19 protein-coding genes are annotated in these 25539 nt (G+C 66.1%); 13 read left to right on the top strand and 6 right to left on the bottom strand.

Annotation, left to right across the window (positions count from 1 at the left end):
- Positions 1–39 precede the first annotated feature (39 nt).
- Together X566_RS05760 and X566_RS05755 are read right to left on the bottom strand one after the other, a co-directional pair.
- Positions 40–1677 carry a cisplatin damage response ATP-dependent DNA ligase gene (locus X566_RS05760; RefSeq protein WP_034464303.1) on the bottom strand — a complete coding sequence of 546 codons (1638 nt, stop codon included), beginning with the start codon at positions 1675–1677 and terminating at the stop codon, positions 40–42.
- Positions 1674–2729: a ligase-associated DNA damage response exonuclease gene (locus tag X566_RS05755; RefSeq protein ID WP_034464301.1), complete on the bottom strand. Its 1056-nt coding sequence runs from the start codon at positions 2727–2729 to the stop codon at positions 1674–1676. Before X566_RS05755 ends, X566_RS05760 begins: the two co-directional genes overlap by 4 nt.
- Before the next feature lie 154 nt (positions 2730–2883).
- On the opposite strand from X566_RS05755, the gene X566_RS05750 reads away from it, so the two are divergent.
- The 3 genes from X566_RS05750 (at position 2884) to pdeM (ending at position 7162) form a co-directional block, all read left to right on the top strand.
- Positions 2884–3807: a class I SAM-dependent methyltransferase gene (locus tag X566_RS05750; RefSeq protein ID WP_034464299.1), complete on the top strand. Its 924-nt coding sequence runs from the start codon at positions 2884–2886 to the stop codon at positions 3805–3807.
- Between the two features lie 103 nt (positions 3808–3910).
- The gene (locus X566_RS05745; protein WP_034464297.1) at positions 3911–6454 is read left to right on the top strand and encodes a ligase-associated DNA damage response DEXH box helicase; all 2544 of its coding nucleotides are present in this window, start codon (positions 3911–3913) and stop codon (positions 6452–6454) included.
- A 12-nt stretch (positions 6455–6466) separates the two neighbouring features.
- Complete coding sequence (gene pdeM / locus X566_RS05740) at positions 6467–7162, top strand: ligase-associated DNA damage response endonuclease PdeM (RefSeq protein ID WP_152539803.1); 696 nt, start codon at positions 6467–6469, stop codon at positions 7160–7162.
- Here the strand turns inward: pdeM and X566_RS05735 are convergent.
- The 3 genes from X566_RS05735 to X566_RS05725 all read right to left on the bottom strand — a co-directional run bounded on the left by X566_RS05735 (position 7159) and on the right by X566_RS05725 (position 12157).
- Complete coding sequence (locus X566_RS05735; RefSeq protein WP_034464293.1) at positions 7159–7944, bottom strand: TIGR02186 family protein; 786 nt, start codon at positions 7942–7944, stop codon at positions 7159–7161. The genes pdeM and X566_RS05735 overlap by 4 nt on opposite strands.
- Complete coding sequence (locus X566_RS05730) at positions 7941–8867, bottom strand: sulfite exporter TauE/SafE family protein (protein WP_034464291.1); 927 nt, start codon at positions 8865–8867, stop codon at positions 7941–7943. Before X566_RS05730 ends, X566_RS05735 begins: the two co-directional genes overlap by 4 nt.
- A gap of 209 nt (positions 8868–9076) precedes the next feature.
- Positions 9077–12157, bottom strand: a complete 3081-nt coding sequence (locus X566_RS05725) for a hypothetical protein (RefSeq protein WP_244434688.1) — start codon at positions 12155–12157, stop codon at positions 9077–9079.
- 919 nt (positions 12158–13076) lie between these two features.
- Here X566_RS05725 and X566_RS05720 point away from each other — a divergent pair.
- From X566_RS05720 to X566_RS05700, 5 genes are all read left to right on the top strand, one after another.
- Entirely contained in the window at positions 13077–14867 is a 1791-nt protein-coding gene (locus X566_RS05720) for an acyl-CoA dehydrogenase C-terminal domain-containing protein (RefSeq protein ID WP_034464287.1), read from the top strand.
- Positions 14868–14869: 2 nt separating this feature from the next.
- On the top strand, positions 14870–15328 hold the full coding sequence (locus X566_RS05715) for a GFA family protein (RefSeq protein ID WP_051443898.1): 459 nt from the start codon (positions 14870–14872) through the stop codon (positions 15326–15328).
- Between the two features lie 44 nt (positions 15329–15372).
- Positions 15373–16530: an acyl-CoA dehydrogenase family protein gene (locus X566_RS05710; protein ID WP_081740068.1), complete on the top strand. Its 1158-nt coding sequence runs from the start codon at positions 15373–15375 to the stop codon at positions 16528–16530.
- Between the two features lie 77 nt (positions 16531–16607).
- Complete coding sequence (locus tag X566_RS05705; protein WP_034464284.1) at positions 16608–17816, top strand: acetyl-CoA C-acetyltransferase; 1209 nt, start codon at positions 16608–16610, stop codon at positions 17814–17816.
- Positions 17817–17874: 58 nt separating this feature from the next.
- A complete protein-coding gene (locus X566_RS05700; RefSeq protein ID WP_034464283.1) occupies positions 17875–20088 on the top strand; it encodes a 3-hydroxyacyl-CoA dehydrogenase NAD-binding domain-containing protein in 2214 nt (737 codons plus the stop codon).
- 305 nt (positions 20089–20393) lie between these two features.
- Here X566_RS05700 and gstA read toward each other — a convergent pair whose 3' ends face one another.
- The gene (gene gstA / locus X566_RS05695) at positions 20394–21005 is read right to left on the bottom strand and encodes a glutathione transferase GstA (protein WP_034464279.1); all 612 of its coding nucleotides are present in this window, start codon (positions 21003–21005) and stop codon (positions 20394–20396) included.
- Between the two features lie 159 nt (positions 21006–21164).
- On the opposite strand from gstA, the gene X566_RS05690 reads away from it, so the two are divergent.
- The 5 genes from X566_RS05690 (at position 21165) to X566_RS05670 (ending at position 25536) form a co-directional block, all read left to right on the top strand.
- Positions 21165–21644, top strand: coding sequence for a MarR family winged helix-turn-helix transcriptional regulator (locus tag X566_RS05690; protein ID WP_034464276.1), 480 nt, complete (start codon positions 21165–21167; stop codon positions 21642–21644).
- 258 nt (positions 21645–21902) lie between these two features.
- Positions 21903–23273, top strand: coding sequence for a glutamate--cysteine ligase (locus X566_RS05685; protein ID WP_034464274.1), 1371 nt, complete (start codon positions 21903–21905; stop codon positions 23271–23273).
- A 241-nt stretch (positions 23274–23514) separates the two neighbouring features.
- Complete coding sequence (locus X566_RS05680; protein ID WP_051443897.1) at positions 23515–24078, top strand: PAN domain-containing protein; 564 nt, start codon at positions 23515–23517, stop codon at positions 24076–24078.
- Positions 24079–24475: 397 nt separating this feature from the next.
- Positions 24476–24853 (top strand): DUF6152 family protein, encoded by a 378-nt coding sequence (locus tag X566_RS05675; RefSeq protein ID WP_051443896.1) that lies wholly within the window; start codon positions 24476–24478, stop codon positions 24851–24853.
- A gap of 191 nt (positions 24854–25044) precedes the next feature.
- Positions 25045–25536 (top strand): DUF6644 family protein, encoded by a 492-nt coding sequence (locus X566_RS05670; RefSeq protein ID WP_034464270.1) that lies wholly within the window; start codon positions 25045–25047, stop codon positions 25534–25536.
- The last annotated feature ends 3 nt before the right edge of the window (positions 25537–25539 follow it).

Below are 25539 nucleotides of genomic sequence, written 5' to 3'. Positions count from 1 at the left end.
CGGAGCGCGCGCCACGATCTCTCGATGGCGGTACATTATTCATGCCGCCAGCATGCGTTCCAACGTCTCCAGCCGGTCGGCTTCGCGCGGCGGCTTGTCCCAGCGCAGCCGGTTGATGCGGGGAAAGCGCATCGCCACGCCGGATTTGTGCCTAGTCGAGCGTTGCAAGCCCTCGAACGCCACCTCCAGCACCAGTCCCTGATCCGGCTCATGCACCACCTCCCGCACCGGGCCGAAACGCTCGATGGTGTAGCGGCGCACGAACTTGTCGATCTGGATCAGCTCCTCGTCGGTGAAGCCGAAATAGGCTTTGCCCACCGGCACCAGTTGGTCGCCCTCCGCCGTCGCCGTCCAGACCCCGAACGTGTAATCGGAGTAGTAAGACGAGCGCTTGCCGTGGCCGCGCTGTGCATACATCAGCACCGCGTCGATCACATGCGGGTCGCGCTTCCACTTCCACCATTGTCCCTTTGGCCGGCCGGGCACGTAGGCCGAGTCGCGGCGCTTCAGCATGACGCCTTCGACGGCTTCGGCATCGGCGCCCGCATTCGCCGCGGCCGGGTTGGCGCGGGCGGCGGCGAGCTGGTCCCATGAAGCGAACGGGATCTGCAACGAGAGATCGACACGCGGCGCGTTGAGTTCGGCCACGAACGCCTCCAGCCGCTGGCGCCGTTCCTCGAACGGCAGTTCGCGCAGGTCGTTCTCGCCGTCGCTGAGCAGGTCGTAGGCGCGCAGGTGGACGGGAAATTCTTTCGTCAGCTTCGGCGTCACCGATTTGCGGTTCAGCCGCTGCTGCAGCACGTTGAAGCTCTGCACGCGGTTGTCGCGCATCACAAGCAATTCGCCATCGATCGCGCCGGGCCGGTGCAGCGAACTCAGCAGATCGGGAAAGCTCGCGGTGATGTCTTCGCCGGTGCGCGAATAGAGCCGGGTGACGACGCTGCGGTCCTCCGCCCGGCCGCTCACTGCCTGCACGCGGATGCCATCCCATTTCCATTCGGCGGTGAAATCGGCCGGATCGAGGCTGGCGAAGTCTGTCTGCTCGATCGCGTGCGCCAGCATCACCGGGCGGAATGGCGCCGGATCGCGGTTCACCGGCTTGTCGGCGCGGCCTTCGAGCCAGGCGAACAGCTCCGTATAGGGCGGCGCGAGGCCCGGCCAGATCAGCTCGACCTCGTGCACGTCCTTGTCGCCGAGGGCGGCTGCGGCCGTCTTGGCGAGCCGCGCCGAGATGCCGATGCGCAGTGCGCCGGTGACGAGTTTCAGCAGCGCCCAGCGGCCGGTCTCGTCCAGCTCGTCGAGCCATTGGGCGATCTGCGCCGGCAGCTCCTTCTTCGGCAGGCTGTCCAGCGTCGTCACCACCTCGCCAAGCGTTGGTGGCGGCGGTGCGTTGCTCGGGCGACCTGGCCGCGGCCACATCAGCGCGACCGTCTCCGACAGGTCGCCGACATAGTCATAGGACAGCGCGAACAGCGTTGGGTCGGCGCGGGACGCGATCAGATCGCGCACCAGGCCAGCCTTCGCATGCTTGAACGACAGCGCGCCGGTCATCGCCGCCAGCGCGTAGCCGCGATCGGGATCGGGCGTCGCGCGGAAATAGGCCGTGATCAGCCGCAGCTTGTTGTTGCGGCCGGGCTCATAGGACAGGCGATCGAGCAGGGCGGCGAAACGGTTCATGACGTGCCGCTCTCGCCGGTCTTGCCGTCAACGATTGCGGGCAGCGCCTCTTCGTCCTCGTCGCCATAGCCGACCAGCGCCAACGGTCGCGCGGCGAGCCCTTGCGTCTTGCACCAGTGCACCAGCGCGTCTTCCTGTCCGTGCGTCACCCAGATTTCGCCAGCGCCAGTCGCCTTGATGGTGGCGCACAGGCCGTCCCAGTCGGCATGGTCGGAGATCACCAGCGGCAGCTCGATGCCGCCCTGCCGGGCGCGGGCCCGTACGCGCATCCAGCCGGAGGCGAAAGCTGCCAGTGGATCGGGAAAGCGCCGCGTCCACAGGTCCTGGATGGCGGAGGGCGGCGCCAGGGTGATGGTGCCGGCGAGCTCGGCCTTCTTCGCCTCCTTGGCAAGGCGCAGGTCGCCGAGCGCGATACCGCGGCTTTCGTAATAGCGGGTGATGGTCTCCATCGCCCCATGCAGATAGATCGGCGCGTCGTGGCCCGCCTGCCGCAGCATGGCGATCACCCGCTGCGCCTTACCGAGCGAATAGGCGCCGAGCAGGTGCGCGCGCTCGGGAAACACGGCGACGGAATTCAAGAGCTTGGCGATCTCGTCCTGCGGGTTGCCGTGGCGGAACACCGGCAGGCCGAAGGTGGCTTCGGTGATGAACACGTCGCAGGGGACCACCTCGAATGGCGCGCAGGTCGGATCGGCCACGTCCTTATAGTCGCCGGAAGCGACGATCCGCACGCCGTCGCAGCTCACTGCGATCTGGGCAGAGCCGAGCACATGGCCGGCCGGATGAAACGTCGCCCGTACCGTGCCGAGCGTGACGCTCTCGCCATAGCCGATCGCTTGCGTCGACCCGGCAAAAGCCTCGCCATAGCGCAGGCGCATCATGTCGAGCGTTTCCTGCGTCGCCAGCACGGCGCCATGGCCGGCGCGGGCGTGGTCGGAATGGCCATGGGTGATCAGCGCCCGGGTCACCGGTCGCACCGGGTCGATGTGGAAGTCCCCCGGCTTGCAATACAGGCCTTGCGGCGTCGGATTGAGGATATCCTGCGGGCGCATGATCGCTATATAAGGCTGCCCTTGACGCCGACCTAGCCCTCATGGTGAGGAGCGCGGGATGTGCGTCTCGAACCATGAGGCTGACAGAACGTCCTTCGAGGCGGCCCGCGTTGCGGCCTCCTCGGGATGAGGCTGAGTCGTTGATCGGATTTTTATGCAGCCGCTGTTCGTCACATCCGGTAACCTGACGGCCGACCGCCGTTACGACATCGCGCGCCAATATTGGGTGCGTGGCGATCTCGACGCGGCGGCGGAGGTGATGGCGCAGGCGGTGGAGCTGGTGCCGCAATTCGCATCCGCCTGGTTCGCGCTCGGCGAGATCAACGACGAGCGCGGCAAGCGCGAGGAGGCGGTGGCCGCCTTCCGGCAGGCGCGCGATCACGACCGCGACGATCGCCACGGCGCGGGGCTGCATCTGATGCGGCTCGGCGCCGAGGCCATGGGCACCATGCCCGAGGCCTATGTACGGACGCTGTTCGATCAGTATGCGCCGAATTTCAACCGGGCGCTGCTGGAAACGCTGAACTATCGCGGACCACGGGTGCTGCGCGACGCCGTGCAGGCGGTGTTGAAGGCGACCGGCCGCGCGGCGGCGTTTCGCCGCGCCATCGATCTCGGCTGCGGCACCGGTCTCGCGGCGCGGGCGTTCGCCCGCAACGCGGCTGAGATGGTCGGCTATGACCTGTCGCCAGGCATGATCGCCCAGGCGCGGGAAACCGGGCTTTATGACCGGCTCGATGTTGCCGACATGGTGACAGCCTTAAAGCACGAGGCGGCGCTCGGCGCCGATCTCATCTTCGCGGCCGATGCCGTGGTCTACCTCGCCGACCTCACGCCGTTGTTGCATGAGGTCGCGCGGGTGCTGGACCACGGCGGCCTGTTTGCCTGCACGCTGGAGACCCATGAGGGCGCCGGCGTGATCCTCGGCGAGGGCCTGCGCTATGCCCACGGCGCGGCTTATGTGCGCGAGACGGTGCAAGGCGCGGGACTGCGCCTCTTGCATCTGACGGAGATGTCCACCCGCGATGAGGGTGGCGTTCCGGTGCCCGGTCTCGTTGCGGTCGCGGAACGCCCATAACCCAATCTCCTCGGACATCGCTGGAACCAAGCTCGACCGAGGTCATCTGTCCGGCAAAATAGGCTAACGTCGCGGCCCGACTCGCCTGGAGGTCGTTCCGGCCGTGCTGACGCCGCCCCGCCATCTGTTGCCTGAGACATTTCTGCGCTGGTTCGAGGCGCGGGGCTGGGAGCCGCGCGAGCATCAGCTGGCGCTGCTGGAGAAGGCGCGGGACAATCGCTCGGCGCTGCTGATCGCGCCGACCGGCGCCGGCAAGACGCTGGCGGGCTTCCTGCCGACACTGGTGGAGTTGAGCGGACAGCGCGAGCGCGCGCGCCGCGCCGAATCGACCGGTCGCGATGTGAAGCGCACGGGCGGCTTGCACACGCTGTACATCTCGCCGCTGAAGGCGCTGGCGGTCGATATCGCCCGCAACCTGGAGCGGCCGATCGCCGAGATGGCGCTGCCGATCAAGGTGGAGACGCGCACCGGCGACACGCCGGTCTCGCGCCGGCAGCGGCAGCGGCGTTATCCCCCTGACATCCTGCTGACCACGCCGGAGCAACTGGCGCTGCTGTTGTCGTCGGCCGATGCGCCGTTCCTGTTCTCGTCGCTGAAACGCATCGTGCTCGACGAACTGCACGCGCTGGTCACCTCCAAGCGCGGCGACCTGCTGTCGCTTGGGCTCGCGCGGCTGTTCCGCTTGGCCCCGGAGATCACCGCAATCGGGCTGTCGGCAACGGTCGCCGACCCGGAGCAACTCTGTCGCTTCCTGGTGCCGCAGCGCCCCGACGCGCCGACCACCGCCGATCTGGTGATCGCCCGCGGCGGAGCCGCGCCGATCGTCGAGATGCTGGAGACCAGGGAGGTCATTCCCTGGGCCGGGCATTCCGCCCGCCACGCGATGACCGAGATCTACGACCTGATCAAGCGGCATAAGACCTCGTTGATGTTCGTCAACACCCGCAGCCAGGCGGAGATGTTGTTCCAGGAGCTGTGGGCGATGAATGACGATGGCCTCGCCATCGCCCTGCATCACGGCTCGCTCGATGTCGCCCAGCGCCGCAAGGTCGAGGATGCGATGGCGGCGGGAAAGCTGCGCGGTGTGGTCTGCACCTCCTCGCTCGATCTCGGCATCGACTGGGGCGACATCGATCTCGTCATCAATGTCGGCGCGCCGAAGGGCGCGTCGCGATTGATGCAGCGGATCGGCCGCGCTAACCATCGCCTCGACGAGCCGTCGCGGGCGATCATGGTGCCGGCCAACCGCTTCGAGGTGCTGGAGTGCCGCGTCGCCATCGATGCGGTGGCGGAGAATGCGCAGGATACGCCGCCGCTGCGCAGCGGCGCGCTCGACGTGCTGGCGCAGCATGTGCTCGGCTGCGCCTGCGGCGAGCCGTTCCTGGCGGACGGGCTGTATGACGAGGTGCGGAGTGCGGCGCCCTATGCCGAGCTGGCGCGCAAGGATTTCGACGACACGGTGGAGTTCGTTGCCACCGGCGGCTATGCGCTGAAGTCCTACGAGCGGTTCGCGCGCATCCGCCAGGGCGCGGATGGCAAGTGGCGCGTCACCAATCCGCGCGTGCGGCAGATGTATCGCCTCAACGTCGGCACCATCGTCGAGGAGCAGATGCTGAAGGTGCGGCTGGTGCGCTCGCGTAGCGGCAGGGGGCCGGGCACGACTGGCGCGATCGCCCGCGGCGGGCGGCTGCTCGGTCAGATCGAGGAATACTTCATCGAAGGCCTCGTCGCCGGTGATACCTTCGTGTTCGGCGGCGAAGTGGTGCGCTACGAGGCGCTGATGGAGGACGAGGTCTACGTCTCCCGCGCCCACGACAAGGATGCCAAGGTGCCGTCCTATATGGGCGGCAAGTTTCCGCTCTCGACCTATCTCGCTGAGCGCGTGCGCCAGTTGCTCGCCGACAAGAGCGCCTGGCGCGGACTGCCGGAGCAGGTGCGCGAGTGGCTGGCGATGCAGGTGCGGCTGTCGCGCGTGCCGGGCCCGCGTGAACTCGTGGTCGAGACGTTCCCGCGCGGCGACAAGAGCTATCTCGTCTGCTACCCGTTCGAGGGGCGGCTCGCACACCAGACGCTCGGCATGCTGGTGACGCGGCGGCTGGAGCGCGCCCGCGCGCGGCCGCTCGGTTTCGTCGCCAATGAATATGCGCTGGCCGTGTGGGGCGTTGGCGACCTGTCGGCGATGATTCGGCAGGGCCGGCTCGACCTGCGCGAATTGTTCTCGCCGGACATGCTGGGCGACGACCTCGAAGCGTGGCTTGCCGAATCGGCCTTGATGAAGCGCACCTTCCGCAACTGCGCGATCATCTCCGGGCTGATCCCGCGCCGCTTCGTCGGCGAGGAGAAGTCGCGGCGGCAGATGCTGTTCTCGACCGATCTCGTCTACGACGTGCTGCGCAAGCACCAGAGCGATCACATCCTGTTGCGCGCGGCGCGGGCCGATGCGGCCACCGGCCTGCTCGACATCCGCCGCCTCAGCGACATGCTGGAGCGCATCCACGGCCATATCACGTACAAGTCATTGGATCGGGTTTCGCCGCTGGCGGTGCCGGTGATGCTGGAAATCGGCCGCGAAGCAGTCTATGGCGAGGCATCGGATGCGCTGCTGGCGGAGGCCGCCGAGGAACTCGTCCGCGAAGCGATGGGCTAACTACACCTGATCATGTCGGACGTGGCGGATATGCAGCGGCAGAGCGCGACCGTGCCGGTCAGCGGCGTCGAATTCCTTGCCGATGCCTCGGGCGCGCTGCTGTGGGAGGAGGAGCGGCTGCTCGTCGTCTCCGACCTGCACCTGGAGAAGGGTTCCAGCTTCGCCATGCGCGGCATCCTGCTGCCGCCTTACGACACCGCCGCGACGCTGGCGCAACTCGCCGCCGTGGTCGCTCGCTACAATCCGCGCACGGTGATCGCGCTCGGCGACAGCTTCCACGATGCGGATGCGCACGAGCGCGTCTGCGCGCCCGATCGGGCCACGATCGCAGCGATGCAGGCGGGCCGCACCTGGATCTGGATCGCCGGCAACCATGATCCGAAGCCGCCGGTTGGCCTCGAGGGCTCGGTCGCGAGCGAAATCGCCATCGGTCCACTCACCTTCCGCCACGAGCCGACTGGTGCTGTGGGCGAGATCGCCGGCCATCTGCATCCGAAGGCGCGGGTGGCGACGCGCGGTCGCTCGATCGAGCGGCGCTGCATTGCGACCGACGGCGTGCGCGCGGTGATGCCGTCGTTCGGGGCGTACACGGGCGGCTTGAGCATCCGCGACCGTGCGTTCGCGAAGATCTTCGATGCGCTCGCCTTCACCGTGCATCTGCTCGGCGACAACCGCCTGCACATGATGCCGGCGGCGCGCTGTTATTAATCCTTGCGGAAGATCACCGAGGCGAGCCAGCCGGTGAACAGCGCCATCATCGCCGTCACCAGGCCGTAGAGGAAGCCGTTGCGGCGGGCCGCGTCGGCGACGAACTGCTCGAAGCCGACCTTGACGATCTCGAACGCGGTGTCGGTGCGGGTGATCAGCGCGCCGTCCGACAGGAGCTTGATGTCGATGTCGTAGGTGCCGGTCGGAACCTCCGGCGGCAGCGGAATGCTGACCCGGAACAGCGTCGGCGTCAGGAACGTCACCGCATTGGAGGCCTCGCGATAGAGGCTGTGCTGGGCGCGCAGGCGCACGAAGGCGGCGCGGAACGGGTCGCCCGGCACCACGTCGGCGAAGTCGGTTCCGACCCGCTGCGTCAGGATGAAATTGTTCAGGCCGAGCTGCTGCCGGCGCTGCACGTCGGCGGAGGCGATCGCGTTGATCGGTCGGTTGGAGAAGACGGAGAGGTATGACGGCACGTTGATGAACTCGCGCGACTCGCGGTTGATCCAGATGCCGAACTTCTTCTCCTTGCGCCATGTCGCCATCGTCATCTTCGGACCGCGCACCGTGATCACCAGATCGTAGCTGCCGCGATGCGGCGGCGTGTCGGCGTCGCGCTCGATCGAGCCGAACAGCAAGAGCTCCTCGCCGGAATATTCCGGCGTGATGGTGACGCGATGGTTGGAGATCGAGGCGATCAGCCGTTCCGCCTGCGCCCGTCCGGCGCCCGCGGCGAGCAGCAGGGCGGCAAGGGCGATCGCCAGAGCGCCGCGCCGGCTCATGATCCGGGCTCCAGCGCGCGGACGGTGAACAGCTCGTCGGGGCGGATGGTGAGCTCGACCGCGAAGCGGATACCGACGGCGAGGATCAACAGCCCGAGCAGCAGCCGCAGCTGTTCACCCGGCATGCGCTGGCCGGCGCGGACGCCGAACTGCGCGCCGATCACGCCGCCGACCATCATGATCAGCGTCAGCACCGCATCGACCTGATGGTTGGTGGTGGCGTGCAGGACGATGGCGAAGGTCATCGTCACCAACGTCAGCATCATCGAGGTGCCGATCACGGTCGCTGTCGGAACCCGCAGCACGTAGATCAGCAGTGGTACCAGAATGAAGCCGCCGCCGATGCCGAGGATCGCGCCGACGAAGCCGATGAAGACGCCGATCGCCACCACTGGAAACACTGACAGGTAGATCTTGGAGCGCTTGAAGCGCAGCTTCAGCGGCAGGCCGTGCACCCAGTTGTGCGCGCCCGGTCGGCGCAGCGTCGGCGGCTTGCCGCTGCGGGCGCGCAGGATCGCGCCGACGCTTTCCCAGAACATCGCCCCGCCGACGCCGGACAGCAGCACCACGTAGGAGATGGCGATGGTGAGATCGAGCTGGCCGTAGGAGCGCAGCAGCGTGAACAGCCAGACGCCGGCGAAGGTGCCGACCGTACCGCCGATCAGCAGCACCAGCGCGAGCGTCGGATCGACCGTCCGCCGCCGCCAGTGCGACAGCGCACCCGAGAACGAGGAGGCTGCGATGTGGCCGGTGACCGAGGCCACCGCGACCGCCGGGGTGATGCCGATGAAGATCAAGAGCGGCGTCATCAGGAAGCCGCCGCCGATGCCGAACATGCCGGAGACGAAGCCGACCGCCATGCCCATCGCCAGGATGAGAAAGATGTTCACCGGAAGATCGGCGATGGGAAGATAGAGCTGCACGGCGCCCGCTGGGTTGGATGGATTTGCGGCGAGGGTACGGCGACCAAGTCGGGGACACCCGTGCCGGATCTTGCTGACACAGAGCCTTTGCTTACCCAAATCGTGCGGCGGAATCGACACCGAATCCGCGTCATGGCTGCTGAAACAAAAACGCCGCGCTCGAAGCGAGGCGGCGTGCTAACTGTCGGAGTCGCGTGCCTGCGGAGCGCTTAGCGAGCCGCAGTCTGCAGCCGGCTCGCGGTCCCGTTGTGGACGGACTTGGCCGGTCTGTGCTGGGCGGATTTGGCGCTGCCCGGCTGCGGCTTGTTGGCCGAGGGCGCATCCCAGCCGCCGGCGGGGGCCGCGACGTTGATCGCGTCGGCCGGCTGCCGCTCCGGTGTGAAGGTCTGCACCGCGAGCTTGGCCGCGGCCAGCGACTGCGGGTCGAGCCGCTTGGCGATATCGTCGCGTTTCTGGCCGGCGTCGGCGTCGCCCTGCGCGGCGGCGAGGCTGAACCACTTGAACGATTCGGCGAGGTTCTGCTCCACGCCGATGCCGCGCGCGTAGAGGATCGCGAGGTTGTACTGGCTGTCGGCGACACCATGGTCGGCGGCCTTGCGGAACCAGACCGAGGCATTCTTGTAGTTCGGGCCCTTGCCGCCGCCATCGGCGTCGAGCACGGCGAGGTTGTGCATCGCCTTGGCGTTGCCGCGCTCGGCCGCTTGCACGTAGTAGCGGCGTGCGGTCTCCGGGTCCTTCTTGGTGCCGAGGCCCTTTTCCATCATCGTGCCGAGGCGGAACATCGCCATCACCACGCCCTTGTCGGCGGCGCGCTCATACCAGCGCAGCGCCTCCTCGGCGTTGGCCGGCACGCCGCGGCCTTCGGAGTAGCGCACGGCGATCTCGTAGGCCGCCGCTCCGTCGCCCTTCAGGGCGGCGGCACGCAGGGCCGGGCCGCCGATCGCATCCGGCAGGGCCGTCGCCGGCGACGTCGGCTCGGCAGCGGGGGCTGTGGTTGCGCTGGCCGCAGGTGCGGATACCGAACCAGTCACGTCGCCGGCAGGCTGTGCCGGCAGCGGCTCGCGTGCCGCAGTCTGGGTCTGTGCCCCGGTGACCGGCGCGACGAAGGTCTGCCGTTCGACCGCCGTCGGCGAGGTCAGGAGCGGCGAGGCGGGCGGCGCGATCTCTGCCTTAGGCGGCAGCGCGGGAGCCGGCACCGGCGCCACCGAAGGCGGCACCGCGGACTTCTCGATCGTCTGCTGTGAGCCGTCGTCGGCGCCGTCGAGCAGCGTCAGCGCGACGCGGAAAGCGCCGATCACGATCATGACGACGCCGAACCCGACCAGGATCTGGCGGATGCGCGACGGCTTGGCCTCCTTAGCGGCATTGCCGCTGCCCTTCACCTTTTCCGTGGCCTTGGCTGCGGCATTGCGCGCAGCTTCGGTCAGGGCGGCGACGCGGCTCGGCTTCTCGACCGTCGCGGCCTGGGCGGCTTGCGCGGCGCGGCGGGCGGCGGCGATGAAGTTCGACGGGCTGGTGTCTTCGGCGGGTGCCGCGGGCTCGGTGAACTCCGGCTCCAGGCTTGCGGCGCCACGGCCGCGCGCGCCGGGCTCGAGCGGGAAGTCCGGCGGCAGCGACGGATCGATCGGTGCCCGTTGACCGGCGGGCGGCCAGGCTGGGGTGGGCTCCTCGGCGCGGAATGGGCTGACCGGCGGCGCCGGCGCGAAGCCGGTGGCGATGCTCGGGGCCTGCGCCATCGGCAGCTCGGCCATCGGCGGCGGCACCGGGTTCGGCAACTCGGGGCGGCCAGGCGGCTGCGACACGCCAGCCGCCATGAAGGCGGGCTGGGCAGACGATTGCGGCAACGCTCCGCCCGGCTGGGCGCGGCGCAGGTCGCCTTCGATCGCCGTCAGCCGGTCGGCCACATGGGTCAGCGTGCTGTGGACCGCTTCGAGCGCGTCCTGGGTGCGCCGCTCGGTCGCCGATTGAGTGTGGCGGACGTCGGAGAGCTCACGCTTGAGCGTATCCATCAGCCCGCGCGCGTCCGCAGGCGCGTCGGCACCGAGCGAAGCGATGTTGGCGCGCTGGCCTTCAAGCTGGCGCAGGATGTCGGCAAGTCCTTCCTCGATCCGGCCGAGATGGCCGCCGGCGCTCTGCGTGCTTTCCAGCCGCTCCAGCAGGTAGGCGATGCGCTGCTCGACCGCGGCCATCGCGCTGGCGCTGTCGAGGCTGGCGATGCGATCGATCCGTTCCGTCAGGGTGCGGATCGCCCCTTCCAGGTGGCTGAAATCCGAGGCCGGAGCGGTCGGGCGGCCTTCCATCGCCGCGGTCAGCAGGGCAATGCGCTGCTCCAGCGCCGCCAGCATGTCGTGACCGCCGGTTTCGGCGAGGTGATCGACCTTCTCGCCGAGCGAGCGGATATGGTCGCTCAGGTGGCCGATGGATTCGTTCGAGGCGACGTTGGCGGCGATGTTGCGCAGCGCTGCGATCGCGTCCTGCAGTTGGACGATGTTGGAATCCGGATTGCTGCGGATCAGCACGTCGATCTTGTTCGACAGGCCCTGGATCGCCGCGTCATAACCCGCGAGCTGTTCGGCGGGTGTCAGCGTGCGCACGACGCCGTAGATGTCGTTCAGCGCCTTCTCGATGCCGCCGAGCGCCTCCTGGTCGCCGACGCTGTCACGGTTGCGCTCGATCTTTTGGCCGAGCGCGCGGATTTCGTTTTCCAGCGCTTCGATTGCCTGGCGCGGCAGCGCCTCGGTGAGCGAGCGGCGGATGTCGGCGAGCTCCTCGCGAAAGGCGGCGATCGATTGATCGAGCTGGTCGGGGCGGCGCAGCGCCTCCATCTGGCTCGTGAGCTGGTTGAGCTGCCGTTCGATCCCGGACAGGTCGACCGGCACGGACGACGCCTGCGAAGCCGGGGTCTGCGGCGCGAACGGCTGGGCCGGATAGGCGTTGCCGCCGCTGAGCGAGCTCTGTCGGGCTGAAATCTCCGCGACCGCCGCATCGAGCCCTGCGGGATTGAGCGGTGGCGCGTTGTGATAGCCGGGGGTCTGATAGGCCGGGTTCTGCTGACCTGGAGCCTGGAAGGCCTGGTCATGAAAGGTCTGACGAGGCGCGGCTTGGCCGCGTGGCATCGGCGGCTGGCCGTAGGCTGGCTCAGTGGCAGCTTGTGTTGCCCGCGGCGCCGCCTGCGTCAGGCTGGCGAGCCGCATGTCGAGGCGGGAAATCGCGTCGTTGAGCTGGCTGGCAAGGGTTGGAGCGGCAAGGCTTGGAGCGGCAACACCTGAGGGCGGGGCGGCGGATGGCATCGAAGCCGCCGGGCCCCCGGCGCGGCGCTGCGAGATCTGGTTGATTTGCTGGGTGATACTGTCGAGCCGGCGGTGAATTTCGGAAATGCTGTCGAATTCGGAGCCCGGCAGCGGCGCCTGCGGTTGGACGGCGTAGCCATGGTTCCGGTTCCGGCCCAGGGTTGGGCTTTGATCTGGACTTTGATCTGGACTTTGATCTGGACTTGGGCCGCGGGCTTGCGGGGGCGCGGCAACGTGCGGTTGCGGGGCCGGAGCCTGCGGGGGGCGAGCCATGGCGGGCGGCTGCTGGCCGAGGGTGGCGTTCAACCAGTGGCCAAGCGACATCCCTGCAGGACGCGCCGCTCCGCTGGCCGGGGGCATTCCACTGTCATTCGGTACGCGCGATTTCATGCCTGATCCGGTGTCCGAAGCGATTGCGTTTGCACTGCGCCTCACGCCCCGCCCGCGCCGTTGAAGAGACAAGCAAAATTGTGCGACCGCAGGCTGGTTTCGTCCCCGACTTTTCAGTGTTACGGTAAATAACCGGTTAAGAAGTATGGACGTCCCGCCGCAAATCGTCAGACCGCTGTCACAGACCGGCGGGAGAGGCGGGGAGGCTCAGCCGAAACCGTCGCGCAGGCGGGCGCGATGGCATGTCGCGCGTTTCGACATGTCACGCGTCTTGGCACGTCGCGCGTCTTGGCATGTCTGCCGTACGAGGCGCGCCGTAAGGTCACGAGAGGCGTTCAGTCGCGACGAAAGTTTAGCCGAAGGTTGTTGCTGCGCCGCAAAATTTTTCTTAGAGCTTAGTCCCACCCGGATTGAATTCGGACCGGTGATCTCGCTTTTTCCCGCTCGCGTGATCATGTGAAGAAACCGAACGTCCCGCCTTCCAGACCATCGATCGCGCGCGATCGCATGCCTTTGCCGGGAGATCGAAATGCCGACCTACAAAGCGCCCGTCGAGGACGTCCACTTCCTCCTCAACGACGTTTTCCACTTCGACAACTACAACAACCTGCCGGGTTTCTCTGACGCGTCCGCCGACGTGCGCGAGGCGATCATCGAGGAGGCGGCGAAGTTCTCCGAGAAAGTCTTGCAGCCGCTCAACCGGTCGGGCGATCTCGAAGGCTGCAAGCGCCACGACGATGGCCGCGTCACCACGCCGGCCGGTTTCAAGGACGCCTTCAAACAGCTCGGCGAAGGCGGCTGGCTGAGCCTCGCGCTGCCGGCGGAGTATGGCGGACAGGGCCTGCCGGTGACGCTGTCGCAGGTGGTCGGTGAATTCCTGATTTCCGCCAACATGGCCTTTTCGATGTATTCGGGCCTGACCCAGGGAGCGATGGCGGCGTTGCTCGCGCATGGCAGCGACGCCCAGAAGAAGACCTACATCCCGAAGATGATGACGGGCGAGTGGGCCGGCACCATGAACCTGACCGAGCCGCATTGCGGCACCGATCTCGGCCTGTTGCGCACCAAGGCGGTGAAGCAGGCGGACGGCAGCTACAAGATCACCGGCACCAAGATCTTCATCTCCGGTGGCGAGCAGGACCTTACCGAGAATATCATCCATCTGGTGATCGCGCGCATCGAGGGTGCGCCGGCCGGCACGCGCGGCATCTCGCTGTTCGTGGTGCCGAAGGTGCTGATCAATGCCGACGGTTCGCTGGGCGCGCGCAACGGCGTGTCGTGCGGTTCGATCGAGCACAAGATGGGCATCCACGGCAATTCGACCTGCGTGATGAACTACGACAACGCCACCGGCTGGCTGGTCGGCGAGGAGAACAAGGGTCTCAACGCCATGTTCGTGATGATGAACGAGGCGCGGCTCGGCGTCGCCGTTCAGGGGCTCGCGCAGTCAGAGGTCGCCTATCAGAACGCCGTGACGTATGCGAAGGAGCGGCTGCAGGGCCGCGCGCTCACCGGCGCGAAGGAGAAGGACAAGGCCGCCGATCCGATCATCGTCCATCCGGACGTGCGCCGCACGCTGATGACCATCAAGGCGTTCAACGAGGCTGCGCGCGCCTTCGTGATCTGGACTGCGTTGAAGAGCGACGTCGCCCATCGCTCCGGCGACGAGAAGGAGCGCCAGGCGGCCGACGATCACATGGGGCTGATGACGCCGATTCTGAAGGGTGTGCTCACCGACCAGGGCTTCGCCAACACGGTCGCCGCGCAGCAGATGTATGGCGGCCACGGCTACATCGCCGAGCAGGGCATGGAGCAGTTCGTGCGCGATGCCCGCATCGCCATGATCTACGAGGGCGCGAACGGCATCCAGGCGCTGGACCTCGTGGGCCGCAAGCTGCCGCGTGACGGCGGCCGCGCCATCACCGCGTTCTTCACCGAGGTCGGCGGCTTCGTGAAGCAGCATGGCGGCGACGAGGCGATGAAGCCCTATGTCGGACCGCTCGCCGCCTCGCTGCAGCATCTGCAGCAGGCGACCATGTGGCTGATGCAGAATGCCTTGGCGAAGCCGGATAACGCCGGCGCCGCCTCCACCGATTACATGCACCTGTTCGGCCTGGTCGTGTTCGGCTACATGTGGGCGCGGATGGCCAAGGTGGCGCAGGACAAGCTCGCGGCCGGCAGCGCGTCCGAGCAGCACAAGACCAAGCTCGTCACCGGCAAGTTCTTCATGGAGCGGATGCTGCCGCAGACGGCGCTGCATCTGACGCGGGTTCAGGCCGGGGCGGATACGACGATGGAACTGGCCGCCGAGGCGTTCTGACGATGAGTGAAACGCGCACCCTATGGACGGGCGGATGCCAATGCGGCGCCGTCCGTTATGCGTGGCGGGCGCCGCCGCTTTTCAGCAGCATCTGCCACTGCCGTATGTGCCAGAAGGCATCCGGCCAGCCGTTCATGGCGCTGACCGGCGGCAAGGCGGAGGACTTGCGTTTCACGCGCGGCCAGCCTGCGATCTTCCGCTCGTCGAACTTTGCCGAGCGCGGCTTCTGCAAGGATTGCGGCACGCCGCTGACCTATGCGTTCGCGGGGTCTGGCGAGATCAGTGTCGCCGTCAACAGCCTGGATGACCCCAATCTCGCGCCGCCGACGCGGCAATTTGGCATCGAGAGCAAGGTGTCGTGGCTCGATAGCATTCACGCGCTGCCGGCGGAAACCACCGACGACTGGCTGAAGGACAAGAGCGGATCGCTGATCAATCATCAGCATCCGGACAAAGATTGATCAAACAAAAATCGCTTGAAACAATCGCCTGGGAGTGAACGCCGATGGAAGCCTTGTCTGTTCCCCGCCCCGCATGGATGACCGAAGAGCTGAGCCTGCTCGAGGAGCAGACGCGGCGGTTTCTGGCGAACGAGATGGTGCCGCATATCGAGCGCTGGCACGAGCAGGGCATGATGGACCGCGCCGCCTGGAACAAGCTCGGCGAGGCCGGGCTGCTGCTGGCAGGCATTCCCGAGGAGTATGGCGGCGCCGGCGGCAGCTTCGCGCACGAGACCGTGATCAACCGCGAGTTCGCGCTGGCCGGCATGGACCAGATCGGCGCGCCGCTGCATTCGGGTATCGTCGCGCCCTACATCCTCAACTACGGCACCGAGGAGCAGAAGAAGAAGTGGCTGCCGAAGCTCGCCACCGGCGAGCTGGTCGGCGCCATCGCCATGAGCGAGCCGGGCGCGGGCTCGGACCTGCAGTCGGTGCGCACCACCGCGGCGAAGTCCGGCAACGGCTACGTGCTGAACGGCTCGAAGACCTTCATCACCAACGGCCAGCACGCCAACCTGATCATCGTCGTCGCCAAGACCGACCCGACCCAGGGCGCCAAGGGCACCTCGCTGATCGTGGTCGAGACCGACGAGACGCCGGGCTTCCGCCGCGGCCGCAAGCTGAAGAAGCTCGGCATGGACTGGGCCGATACATCGGAACTGTTCTTCGAGGATGCCAAGGTGCCGGCCGAGGCGCTGCTCGGCACCGAGGAAGGGCAGGGCTTCTTCCAGTTGATGCGCGACCTGCCGCAGGAGCGCCTGATCGTCGCCACGTCGGCGATCGGCATGATCGAGCGCGCGCTGCGGCTGACCATCGATTACGTCAAGGAGCGGAAAGCCTTCGGCAAGGCGATCGTCGAATACCAGAACACCCAGTTCGAGCTTGCCGAGTGCAAGACCGAGGCGACCATCGGCCGCGTGTTCCACGACCATTGCGTCGCCCAGCACCTGAAGCGCGAGCTCGACACCGCCACGGCCTCGATGGCGAAGTACTGGCTGAGCGACCTGCAGAACAAGATCGTCGATCGCTGCCTGCAACTGTTCGGCGGCTACGGTTTCATGGACGAGTACCCGATCTCGCGCATGTATCGCGATGCGCGGGTGCAGCGCATCTATGCCGGCACCAACGAGATCATGAAGGTGGTGATCGCCCGCACGCTTTGACTGCGCATGATCCCGCAGCTGTCGTCAGCCTCGGGATCGTGTGCTTATGAAATTTCGCGTCATCAAGGAGACCGACGATGGCTGATGCCTTTATCTATGATCACGTGCGCACGCCGCGCGGCCGCGGCAAGGCCGACGGCTCGCTGCATGAAGTGACGGCGCTGGCGCTCGCGACCACGCCGCTGCGCGCGCTGAAGGAGCGCAACAACCTCAACGTCGGCGATGTCGACGACGTGGTGCTCGGCTGCGTCGATCCGGTCGGCGAGGCCGGCGGCGACATCGCCCGCATGGCAGCGCTGAGCGCAGGTTACGGCAACTCGGTGCCGGGCGTGCAGATCAACCGCTTCTGCGCCTCGGGCCTCGATGCGGTGAACTTCGCCGCCGCGCAGGTGATGTCCGGACAGCATACGCTGACCATCGGTGGCGGCGTCGAATCGATGAGCCGCGTCGGCATGCTGTCGTCGGGCGCGGCCTGGCCGATGGACCCGTCGATCGCGGTGCCGTCCTACTTCATGCCGCAGGGCGTGTCGGCGGACCTGATCGCCACCAAATACGGTTTCTCGCGCGATGACGTCGATGCTTACGCGGTCGAAAGCCAGAAGCGCGCCGCGCAGTCCTGGGAGGAGGGCCGCTTCGCTAACTCCGTCGTGCCGGTGAAGGACATCAACGGTCTGACGATCCTCGCCAAGGACGAATACATGCGTCCGGGCACCACCATGCAGTCGCTGGCGCAGTTGCAGCCGTCGTTCGTGCAGATCGGTGAGATGGGCGGCTTCGACGCAGTGGCGGTGCAGTCGCATCCGGAGATCGAGGCGGTCAACCACGTCCACCATGCGGGCAACTCCTCCGGCATCGTCGATGGCGCGGCCGCCGTGCTGATCGGCTCGAAGGAAGCGGGCGTGAAGGCCGGCCTGAAGCCGCGCGCCAAGATCCGTGCCTTCGCCAACATCGGCTCGGAGCCGGCGATGATGCTGACCGGCCCGGTCGATGTGACGAAGAAGGTGCTGGAGCGCTCCGGCATGACGCTGAGCGACATCGATCTGTTCGAGCTGAACGAGGCGTTCGCCTCGGTCGTGCTGCGCTATCAGCAGGCGTTCGACATCGACAGCGCCAAGATCAACGTCAATGGCGGCGCGATCGCGCTCGGCCATCCGCTCGGCGCCACGGGGGCGATGATCCTCGGCACGGTGTTGGACGAACTGGAGCGGCGCAAGCTCTCCACCGCGCTGGTGACGCTGTGTATCGGCGGCGGCATGGGAACGGCAACGATCATCGAGCGCGTGTAGTCCGGGCAGCTAAAGCCGGACGTGATCATGCGAAAGCAAGAGATTTGAGGCGAATACGATGAGCTACAAGAACTTCAAGGTTGAGACCGACGCCGACGGCATCGCGCTTGTCACCTGGGATTCCCCCGGCAAGTCGATGAACGTGTTCGATATCAGTGTCATCGAAGAACTCTCCGACATCGTCGAGAAGACCACGGTTGATACCGCCGTGAAGGGCGTCGTCGTCACCTCCGGCAAGGAGGCGTTTTCGGGCGGCGCCGATCTGACGATGCTGGATTCGATGCGCACCGTCTTCGCCGACCTGCTGAAGAGCAAGGGCAAGGAGGCCGCGAACGAAGCGCTGTTCAAGGAAGCGGGACGGCTGTCGCAGATCTTCCGCCGCATCGAGACCTGCGGCAAGCCGTGGGCTGCGGCGATCAACGGTCTCGCGCTCGGCGGCGCGTTCGAACTGGTGCTGTCGTGCCACTATCGCGTCGCCGCCGACAATCCGAAGACGCGGCTCGGTTTGCCTGAGATCCAGGTCGGCCTGTTCCCCGGTGCGGGCGGCACCCAGCGGCTCGGCCGCCTGCTGCAGCCGACCGACGCGCTGACGATCATGCTGAAGGGCGAGCAGCTCAAGCTCGACAAGGCGAAGGCGCTGAAGCTGATCGATGCGATCGTGCCGGCGGCCGACCTGATCAAGGCGGCGAAGGACTGGATCAAGGGCGGCGGCAAGGCGGTCGCGCCATGGGACGAGAAGGGCTTCAAGCTGCCCGGCGGCCCGGTTTACGGCAAGGCCGGCATGATGGTGTTCCCCGCAGCGAACGCGCTCTACCGCAAGGAGACGCAGGACAACTATCCGGCGGCGCGGGCAATCATGCAGAGCGTCTACGAAGGCCTGCAACTGCCGATGGACGCGGCGCTGCGGGTGGAGACGCGCTACTTCACCCACATCCTGCAGACCAAGGAGGCGGCGGCGATGATCCGCAGCCTGTTCGTGTCGATGCAGGAGTTGAACAAGGGCGCGCGCCGTCCGAAGGACGTGCCGCCGACCAAGGTGAGGAAGCTCGGCGTCATCGGCGCGGGCTTCATGGGCGCCAGCATCGGCTTCGTCTCGGCGCAGTCCGGCATCGAGGTGGTGCTGATCGATCGCGACCAGGCCTCCGCCGACAAGGGCAAGGCGCATGCGAAGGCGACGCTCGACGCCAACATCGCCCGCGGCCGCGGCACTGAGGCGGAGCGTGATGCGGTGCTGTCGCGCATCACCGCCACCGCCGACTATGCCGCGATCAAGGACTGCGACCTGATCATCGAGGCGGTGTTCGAGGATCGCAAGGTCAAGGCGGAAACCTTCGCCAAGGCGCAGCCGCTGTTGAAGGAGGGCGCGATCTTCGCCTCCAACACCTCGACGCTGCCGATCAACTCGCTGGCCGAGGAGTGGAAGGACCAGTCGAAGTTCATCGGCATCCACTTCTTCTCGCCGGTCGAGAAGATGATGCTGGTGGAGATCATCGTCGGCAAGAACACCGGTGACGTGGCGCTGGCCACCGCGCTCGATTATGTCCGGCAGATCAAGAAGACGCCGATCGTCGTCAACGACTCGCGTGGCTTCTTCGCCAACCGCTGCGTGCTGCGGTTCACCGCCGAAGGCCTCGAGATGCTGATGGAAGGCGTGCCGCCGGCGATGATCGAGAACACGGCGAAGCAGGCCGGCATGCCGGTCGGGCCGCTGTCGCTGTCGGACGAGGTCGCGCTGGACCTGGTGCTGAAGATCATGAAGGCGACGGAAGCCGACCTCGGCCCCAACGCCATCGATCAGGCGCAGAAGAAGCTCCTGGTCGAGATGGTCGAGAAACAGGGCCGCTTTGGCCGCAAGAACGGCAAGGGCTTCTACGACTATCCCGAGAAGGGCAAGGGCAAGAAGGCGCTGTGGCCGGGCCTCGGCGACCTGCAGAGCAAGAAGCTCGATCCCGACACGCTCGACGTCGAGGAGCTGAAGCAGCGTTTCCTTGTGGTGCAGGCGGTGGAGGCCGCGCGTACGGTGGAGGACCATGTGATCACCGATCCGCGCGAGGCGGATGTCGGCTCGATCCTCGGCTTCGGCTTCGCACCGTTCACCGGCGGCGCACTCTCCTACATCGACTTCATGGGCACGAAGGCCTTCGTCGCGCTGTGCCACGAGCTAGAGGCGAAGTACGGCTCGCGCTTCACGCCGCCGAAGCTGCTGCTCGACATGGCGGCGAAGGGTGAGACCTTCTACGGCCGTTTCGCGCCGAAGAAGTCGGCGGCATAGGCCCGTCTCTCCTTCTCCCCGCATGCGGGAGAAGGCTGGGATGAGGGCTGCGCCCGCATTTCTGCGAGGCACTCCATTCCTCATGGTGGTGAGGAGCCGCGCAAGCATGATCCCCGAAAAGTGCGAAGCGGTTTTCGGACAGGATCATGCTCAAACAAGTGCGGCGTCTCGAACCATGAGGCCACAGCGCGGACCTCATCCTTCGAGACGCGCGTTCCGCGCTCCTCAGGATGAGGATCGACGTCCCCGTCAGCGGGTCGGTGCGCAGCGCCGCCTAATGACAGAAATGACAGAGCGGTCGCGGATCAAGCCTTGATCAGGCCCTCGGCCAGCATCGCTTCCTTCACCTTCGGCCGCGCGCCGACGCGGTCGTAATAGGCCTTCAGGTTCGGGAATTGCGCGAGGTCGAACTTCATCGCCACCGCCCATCGCAAAATCGTGAACAGGTAGCCATCCGCCACCGTGAACTGGCTGCCCATCAGGTAGTCCTTGCCCGCGAGCTGTTCGCCGACATAGGTCAGCGTCTTGGAGATCTTGTCGCGGAAGAACGCCTTGGTCTCGTCGGACATGGCAGGGTTGAACAGCGGGCTGAACGCCTTGTGCAGTTCGCTGGTGATCAGGTTCAGCCATTCCTGCAGCTGATAGCGCTCCAGCGTACCATTCGCGGGCGCGAGCTTCTTGTCCGGCGCCTTGTCAGCGATGTACTGCACGATCGCAGGACCTTCCGTCAGCGTCGCGCCGCCATCGATGCTGAGGACCGGCACTTGGCCCTTCGGCGCCACTTTCAGATAATCATCGCCGCTTTCGGTCTTCTTCTCCCGGATATTGACCTTTACGAGATCGGCATTGAGGCCGGCCTCGGCGAGTGCAATATGCGGTGACAGCGAACAGGCTCCGGGGGAATAATACAGCTTCATGGGCGGTTTCCTTGTTGCTTGCTCGTTTCCATCTTGCGTTTTTGCGGCAAGATATTATATGCAATTGCATGTATATGCCGTGCAAGCGGATGCGTCAACGCCACTGCCGAGCACGACGCGTTGATCAGCCGAAGCCGCGCCGGGGAAGACGGGAGTCAGATGAAGCGCAAACCCTCAGCTGAGGCGACCGCCGCCTGGATACGCCTCGTGCGGATCCAGAGCCGGGTGTTGAGCGCGGTTGAGCAGGACCTGAAGAAGGCCGGCTTCCCGCCACTGTCCTGGTATGACGCGCTGCTGGAATTGTCGCGCGCGGAGTTCGGCTGCCTGCGGCCGATCGAACTCGAGAAGCAGATGCTGCTGCCGCAATACGGCTTGTCGCGGCTGATCGATCGTCTCGTCGATAACGGGCTGGTGGCGCGCAAGGTATGCGAAGTCGACAAGCGGGGCCTTGTCGTCGAGATCACGGAAAAGGGGCGCGAGTTGCAGAAGAAGATGTGGACCGCCTATTCGGCGGCAATCGAACGCCATATCGGCTCGAAGCTGTCGGATGCGGATGCGGTGAAGCTCGCGGCGCTGCTCGATCAGCTCGGCGTGTCTTGCGACGCCGTTACAGCGTCCCAGCGCGCAAAATCCGCTTGACCGTAATGCACCCGTCGCATTCGCCTGCGCGCGCCTGGTCTGCGCGGCGGCCGCTCCTCTGTTGCTCAATCCGTCGGGGCGTCTATAACGTCACGCCGCTTTCATCGCATGATCCCGAAAAGTGGGTACCGGTTTTCGGATCAGATCATGCGCAAACGAAGCATGATCCCGAAAAGCGGGTACCGGTTTTCGGATCAGGTCATGCGCAAGCTAATCAAATCGTGATTCATCCGGATCATGATTTAGAATGGGTTCTTCATGGCGCGTGACCAGATCGATATGACGCCGCTGTCCTCGCGCGATGAACTCGTCGCCTGGATCGCCGCCGGCGAGAAGCCGAAGGACCAGTTCCGGCTCGGCACAGAGCATGAGAAGACGCCGTTTCGGCTGAAGGATCATGGACCGGTGCCTTATGAAGGCCCGCAAGGCATCGGCGCGTTGTTGACCGGCATGCAGCATCTGCTCGGCTGGGAGCCGATCATCGAGCAGGGCAACATCATCGGGCTTTATGACGTGACCGGCGGCGGCGCGATCTCGCTGGAGCCGGGCGGGCAGTTCGAGCTGTCCGGCGCGCCGGTGGAGACGGTGCATCACACCCGCGCCGAACTGGTGGCGCATCTCGCGCAAGTGCGCGAGGTGGCGGCACCGCTCGGCATCGGCTTCCTCGGTCTCGGCATGACGCCGTCGTGGTCGCGTGCGCAGGTGCCCGTGATGCCGAAGGGCCGTTACAAGATCATGACCAACTACATGCCGAAGGTCGGCTCGCTCGGCCTCGACATGATGTATCGCACCTGCACGGTGCAGACGAATCTCGACTTCTCCTCCGAAGCCGACATGGTGAAGAAGCTGCGCGTGAGCCTCGCGCTGCAGCCGGTCGGCACCGCGCTGTTCGCCAATTCGCCGTTCACCGAAGGCAAGCCGAATGGCTTCCTGTCGTTCCGCTCCGAGATCTGGCGTGACACTGACAACAACCGCGCCGGCATGCTGCCGTGGGCGTTCGAGGACGGCATGGGTTACGAGCGCTATGTCGATTACGCGCTCGACGTGCCGATGTATTTCATCAAGCGTGGCGATACCTACATCGACGTCGCCGGCTCCTCGTTCCGCGACCTGTTCGCAGGCAAGCATCCGGCGGTGCCGGGCGAGCAAGCGACGCTGTCGGACTGGGCCAACCACGTCTCGACGATCTTCCCCGAGGTGCGGCTGAAGCGCTATCTCGAAATGCGCGGCTCCGATTGCGGCCCGTGGGAGCGGCTGCCGGCGCTGCCCGCGTTCTGGATCGGCATCCTGTACGACGACGCCAGTCTCGAAGCCGCCTGGCAGATGGTGAAGGGATGGAGCGCGGAGGAGCGGCAGCAGGCGCGCGACGATGTGCCGAGGCTCGGATTGAAGGCGAAGGTCGGCAACCGGACCTTGCTGGAGATCGGCCGCGACTGCCTCGATCTCGCCCGCGCCGGGCTGAAGCGGCGTAACCGGCTGGACCGCAACGGCCGCGACGAGAGCTACCACCTCGAACCGCTGGAGCGGATCGTGGCCGCGGCCCAGACCCCGGCCGAAGAGCTGCTATGCAAGTTCCATGGGCCGTGGAATGGCTCGGTCGATCCGGTCTATCGCGAATATGTGTTCTAGCTGCGCGGATTTGACCTTCGCTTCGGCTGCAACCGCCATGCGAAAGTCGGCCCGAAGCATCGCTCCATGTTTATGCGTATTTGCGATTCTTTGATTGCTTCGTGATTCTTTGATTGCAGCCTGTGCAGGCCGTGGCGGGCCCGTTCATCGACCGTACAGGTCGGCGGCGGTTTGATGGTCAAGGAAATCATTACGTCACCCTGGCCGTCTGCCCCTGGCCTTGATTGCTGGAAGTCATCGGATGATCCGTATCCGCCTCGCATCGATCCTCGTCCCGATCCTTGCGCTGCTGGGGATTGCTGCGTCCGGCAGCGACCTGCATGCGCAGGCGAACTTCGATCGGCCGGGCGGCGATTACCAGCGCGTGACCATCACCACCGGCGATCCGGCCGATTGCGCTCTGCAATGCGAGCGGGACCGCCGCTGCCGCGCCTGGTCGTTCAACTATCCCGCCGAAGGTGACGGCGGTTCGGCCACGGCCGCGTGCTGGCTGAAGAACACGGTTCCGCCGCGGGTGGCGAACACCAGCAGCGTGTCGGGGGTGCGCGGCGCCGGTGTGGTCGAGCGGCGGACCAATGATTTCGAGACTTCGATCGACCGGTTCGGCGGGGATTATCGTAGCTTCGCCCTGGCCGGCCCGCCGAACGGCGAAGCCTGCCGCGCCGCCTGCGAGAGCGATCAGAAGTGCCGCGCCTGGACTTATGCCCGGCCGGGCTACACCGGAAAGACCGCGCGCTGTTTCCTGAAGAGCCAGATCACGCCGCCGCGCCGACGGCCGGGACTGACCTCCGGGGTGGTCCGGTAACGGTCGGGCACGGCATGGCGAGTTGTGCGTGGAGCGGGTTGATCGCTTGGCACAAGCGTCATGCATCGGTCACCTCCGAAGTTCCGCGTCATGACGCTGTGATGAGGCTGTGCATTTGCGTGCGCTGTGTTCGTCGGAAAGTCTCATGGGTTCGGCCCTTTCGCCGGCGGCTCTGAGCTGCGGCCTGGTTTTTGCGGAGCGGCGGCAAATTTTATGCCTTCGCCGGGGTTATAGACGATAGCGCCTTCGTGCGGCCGTTTCCCGGCAGGCTGGGACCGGTTCGCGTCAAGACGTTAAGACACGCGTCAAGCCAATGCGTCAGGCCATGTTGGAGTCCTGCGTCTGATTGCGTCGGATGCAGGACAGTCGAAGCCCGTCAGACGAAAGGGAGCCCGCCATGCGACCTCTCCTTGCCACCGCCGCCCCGACGGCCCTGTGGACTGCTGCTGCCGCGCTCACTATGGCGCTGTTGACGTCCGCGGTGGCGCATCACGGCTGGGGCAGCTACGACGCTGCGCACCCGATTACTGTGGCCGGCCCGATCCAGTCGCTGAAATACGAGAACCCGCACGCCGAGATCACCGTGAAGGGCGCCGACAAGGTCTGGACGGTGACGCTCGCGCCGACGTTCCGCATGAGTACCCGTGGGGCGACGGCGGAGGTGGTCGCCGTCGGCAAGACCGTGTCGGCCTATGGCTATCCTTCGACGGTGACTCATGACGAGATGCGCGCTGAACGCATCACCGTCGATAGCAAGACCTACGAGCTGCGGTAGGCATGATCCGGAAACGTATGAAGCGGTTTTCCGAAAGATCATGCGCAAACAGAGCATGATCCCGAAAAGTGGAAACCGGTTTTCGGATCAGATCATGCGCAAACAGAGCATGATCGAAAGGTGAGAGCTGGTTTCTGATCAGATCATGTGTGGACAAACAATATCATGCGTTACCGGCAACGGGTGAAGCGATGAACGATGCCGCGCCAGCCGTCTTCCTCGCGCTCGAGGCGAGCGGCCTGGGCGCAGCGATCCGCCAGTCGAGCTGGGCCTATATGGCGGCCAATGTCGGTCACATCGTTTCGCTGATGGCGTTTGCCGGAGCGATCGCCGTGCTCGACCTGCGCATGATGGGCGCGTTCGCCGCGACCTCGCCGGGCTTCGTGCTGCGGATGGCGCGACGGGGCGCGATCATTGCCTTCGTCGGTCTCGTCGTCACCGGCGCGGTGCTGTTCACCGCCGAAGCGAGCCACGTCGTGCTCAACCGCGTGTTTCAGATCAAGCTCGGGTTGATCGCGCTCGGTCTCGTCAATGTGGTGCTGTTCGAATTGCTGGTGGCGCCGCGGCTGACGCATCTGCCGCCGCTGGCGCCGTTGCCGCGCATCGCGCGCGTCATTGCCGTCGCATCGCTGACAATCTGGTTCTGCGTCGCCGCCAGCGGCCGGCTGATCGCCTACTTCTGAGAC

It is taken from the genome of Afipia sp. P52-10 (assembly GCF_000516555.1).
Taxonomy (GTDB): domain Bacteria; phylum Pseudomonadota; class Alphaproteobacteria; order Rhizobiales; family Xanthobacteraceae; genus P52-10.
Note: the sequence above shows the minus strand (reverse complement) of the source record. Positions and strands in the feature narration are given on the sequence as shown.

Excerpts from the sequence above, each read along its gene's own strand:
- X566_RS05725 (WP_244434688.1), bottom strand. The coding sequence starts at position 12,157 with ATGCCATCCGCCGCCCCGCCCTCAGGTGTTGCCGCTCCAAGCCTTGCC.
- X566_RS05670 (WP_034464270.1), top strand. The coding sequence starts at position 25,045 with ATGAACGATGCCGCGCCAGCCGTCTTCCTCGCGCTCGAGGCGAGCGGC.
- X566_RS05685 (WP_034464274.1), top strand. The coding sequence starts at position 21,903 with ATGGCGCGTGACCAGATCGATATGACGCCGCTGTCCTCGCGCGATGAA.
- X566_RS05700 (WP_034464283.1), top strand. The coding sequence starts at position 17,875 with ATGAGCTACAAGAACTTCAAGGTTGAGACCGACGCCGACGGCATCGCG.
- X566_RS05710 (WP_081740068.1), top strand. The coding sequence starts at position 15,373 with ATGGAAGCCTTGTCTGTTCCCCGCCCCGCATGGATGACCGAAGAGCTG.
- gstA (WP_034464279.1), bottom strand. The coding sequence starts at position 21,005 with ATGAAGCTGTATTATTCCCCCGGAGCCTGTTCGCTGTCACCGCATATT.
- X566_RS05690 (WP_034464276.1), top strand. The coding sequence starts at position 21,165 with ATGAAGCGCAAACCCTCAGCTGAGGCGACCGCCGCCTGGATACGCCTC.
- pdeM (WP_152539803.1), top strand. The coding sequence starts at position 6,467 with ATGTCGGACGTGGCGGATATGCAGCGGCAGAGCGCGACCGTGCCGGTC.
- X566_RS05715 (WP_051443898.1), top strand. The coding sequence starts at position 14,870 with ATGAGTGAAACGCGCACCCTATGGACGGGCGGATGCCAATGCGGCGCC.
- X566_RS05705 (WP_034464284.1), top strand. The coding sequence starts at position 16,608 with ATGGCTGATGCCTTTATCTATGATCACGTGCGCACGCCGCGCGGCCGC.
- X566_RS05750 (WP_034464299.1), top strand. The coding sequence starts at position 2,884 with ATGCAGCCGCTGTTCGTCACATCCGGTAACCTGACGGCCGACCGCCGT.
- X566_RS05735 (WP_034464293.1), bottom strand. The coding sequence starts at position 7,944 with ATGAGCCGGCGCGGCGCTCTGGCGATCGCCCTTGCCGCCCTGCTGCTC.
- X566_RS05680 (WP_051443897.1), top strand. The coding sequence starts at position 23,515 with ATGATCCGTATCCGCCTCGCATCGATCCTCGTCCCGATCCTTGCGCTG.
- X566_RS05720 (WP_034464287.1), top strand. The coding sequence starts at position 13,077 with ATGCCGACCTACAAAGCGCCCGTCGAGGACGTCCACTTCCTCCTCAAC.
- X566_RS05760 (WP_034464303.1), bottom strand. The coding sequence starts at position 1,677 with ATGAACCGTTTCGCCGCCCTGCTCGATCGCCTGTCCTATGAGCCCGGC.
- X566_RS05675 (WP_051443896.1), top strand. The coding sequence starts at position 24,476 with ATGCGACCTCTCCTTGCCACCGCCGCCCCGACGGCCCTGTGGACTGCT.
- X566_RS05755 (WP_034464301.1), bottom strand. The coding sequence starts at position 2,729 with ATGCGCCCGCAGGATATCCTCAATCCGACGCCGCAAGGCCTGTATTGC.